Annotated in this window: 1 protein-coding gene; it reads right to left on the minus strand. The window is 56.3% G+C overall.

Annotated elements, in window-relative coordinates:
• Positions 1-246 precede the first annotated feature (246 nt).
• On the minus strand, positions 247-2,067 hold the full coding sequence (locus G568_RS19470; protein ID WP_245582981.1) for an ABC transporter ATP-binding protein: 1,821 nt from the start codon (positions 2,065-2,067) through the stop codon (positions 247-249).
• Positions 2,068-2,334: the final 267 nt, after the last annotated feature.

Below are 2,334 nucleotides of genomic sequence, written 5' to 3' on the forward strand. Positions count from 1 at the left end.
GAGAATTGACGGCGCGTGAACACCGCCATGATATGCCGCCCCTCAGGGGCCATCACCAACTTTCAGCTATATCTCTCCATCGAGATGCGCAAGCCGGTTCGGCGCAAGCGGTCCGTTCAGGCAAAGGACGTGAACTGGCTTCACAAACGCAGGAAAATGCCCGTGCACCTACGGAATCGAGATCAGAGCCACAATCGCTTGACTGCCCAACGGATACCCTGAAACCCAAAAAGTCAGTGGCGGGGATCAGGGTGCTGCGAGCGGATCGTCTTCAGGAAGTTGTGTTCCGGCAAACTGCTGATCGTAGAGTGTCCTGAATTTCCCCTTGCGCTGCAGAAGCTCCGAAAGCGTGCCGACCTCTTCCGCACGGCCGTCCTGTATGTAACAGATCTGGTCCGCCTGCAGCACCGTCGACAGCCGATGTGCAACGACGATGGTTGTAACGTCTTTCGTTACCCTCTCGAGAGCATCGCGCACCAGCACCTCTGAGTGGCTGTCGAGCGCGCTGGTTGCTTCGTCCAGCAACAGAATAGGGGCGCGGCGCAGCACCGCCCGGGCGATCGCCAAGCGCTGTCGTTGCCCACCTGACAGGAAGGAGCCATTCTCGCCGATGGGAGTGTGATAGCCGTCTGAAAGCTGCTGGATGAACTCGTCCGCATGGGCAACCCGGGCGGCGTCAATGACCTCGTCATCCGTTGCATCGCTCCGGGCAATACGCAGGTTCTCCATGATGCTCGCCGAGAACAGAAAGGTATCCTGCCCAACATAAGCAATGTTTCGTCTCAGGGAGGCGAAGGTTGCCTGTTTCAGATCGACGCCATCGATGCGGATTTCTCCGCTGTCTGGATCATAGAGGCGCAGGATGAGGTTCATCAGGGTCGACTTGCCACCCCCCGACGGCCCGACCAGCGCCGTGGTTTTTCCTGCCGGACAATCAAGCGTGACCCCGTTGATTGCCATCTTGTCTTTTCCGTAGGAAAAATGCACATCTTCCAGTCTCAGGTGTCCCGGGCCATCCGGCAGGTCTTGCGCGTCGGGCGCCTCGACCATTGTGCGCGGCGTGTCGAGAAGATCATACATCATCCTCACGCCAACCATGCCGCGTTCGATCGAAACACGCATCTTCGACAGGCGCTTGGCTGGTTCATAGGCCATCAGGAAAGCTGTCACGAAAGACATGAGCTGTCCGGGGGTTCCCGCGGCCTCACCGAATAGGCTGATAGTGCTCAATACGACAATGGCGGCAATGGCCAGCCCGGTAATCGTGTCCATCAACGGTTTTGTGGCGGCCTCTAGGCGTATCATTTTGTTCGCACGTTTCTCGACATTGCGGACAGCCGAATTCATGCGATCGTCCATGAAGTCCTCAAGGGCAAAGGTCTTGATCACACGTGTGCCCGCCGCTGTTTCCTGCACGACACGAATGATTTCGGCCATGCTCATCATCTCTTGTGACATTATCGTGCGAACGCGGACAAGAATGAGCCGCACACCATAGAGGGCAGCCGGTCCCACGATGAGGCAGACCAGCGAAAGGACCGGTTGTTGGTAGAACATCACAACGACCAATCCCGCCAACGTCAGCACATCGCGGACAAAGCCGGTGACAATGGTGTCGATGACCTGACGCACCATCTGAGCGCTTTGCGTGATGCGCAGCAGTACATTCGAAGATTCCGTTGTGTTGTAGAAAGCCATACTCTGCCCAAGCAGACGCTGGAACATCTGTATCTGTTTCTGTGCAACGATTCGGTTGCCGGCGCGCGCCATCAAAACGATCTGCGCGAAAGTGGCCAGCCCCTTGAGAATGAAGATGCCGGCAACGGCTGCCGCGACCAGAAAAACCATGGCACGGTTCTCGGTGTTGCTCATGGCATCGATGATCGCTTCCATGACCCAGGCAGACAGGGCGGTCGTGATCGCAACGACAATCATCGCAACGATCGCCGCGAGATAGGTGCCACGGTGCTCGGGAATACTTTCGCTTAGCAGGCGCCACAAAAGGCTGCGCTTGCCGTATAACCCACTCCAGGCAACCAGCTGGTCAAGAATTCTAGCGAAGATCAAAGGAGTCTTTCCTCTTGTGTTGGTAAGCTTGGGCCTACGACATGGGGCCTCTTGGTTGCTCGCTTGGGCCATGTGAAAGATAGAATGTCACTTAGACTGATCCGGCAATGTCACCGATATTTGAGCACCCGGTTCTTATGCTTTCTATGTCATGGTGTGGTCAATGCTGTTGTTGGACCTGTCGCGGTTTGGTGCCGCTCCTTTGATAGCATAATGTGCAGCAAAGGAGACGAACTATGGGCACAGGAAGAACGGATGAATTTCGCA

This window comes from Sediminimonas qiaohouensis DSM 21189 (assembly GCF_000423645.1).
Classification (GTDB): domain Bacteria; phylum Pseudomonadota; class Alphaproteobacteria; order Rhodobacterales; family Rhodobacteraceae; genus Sediminimonas; species Sediminimonas qiaohouensis.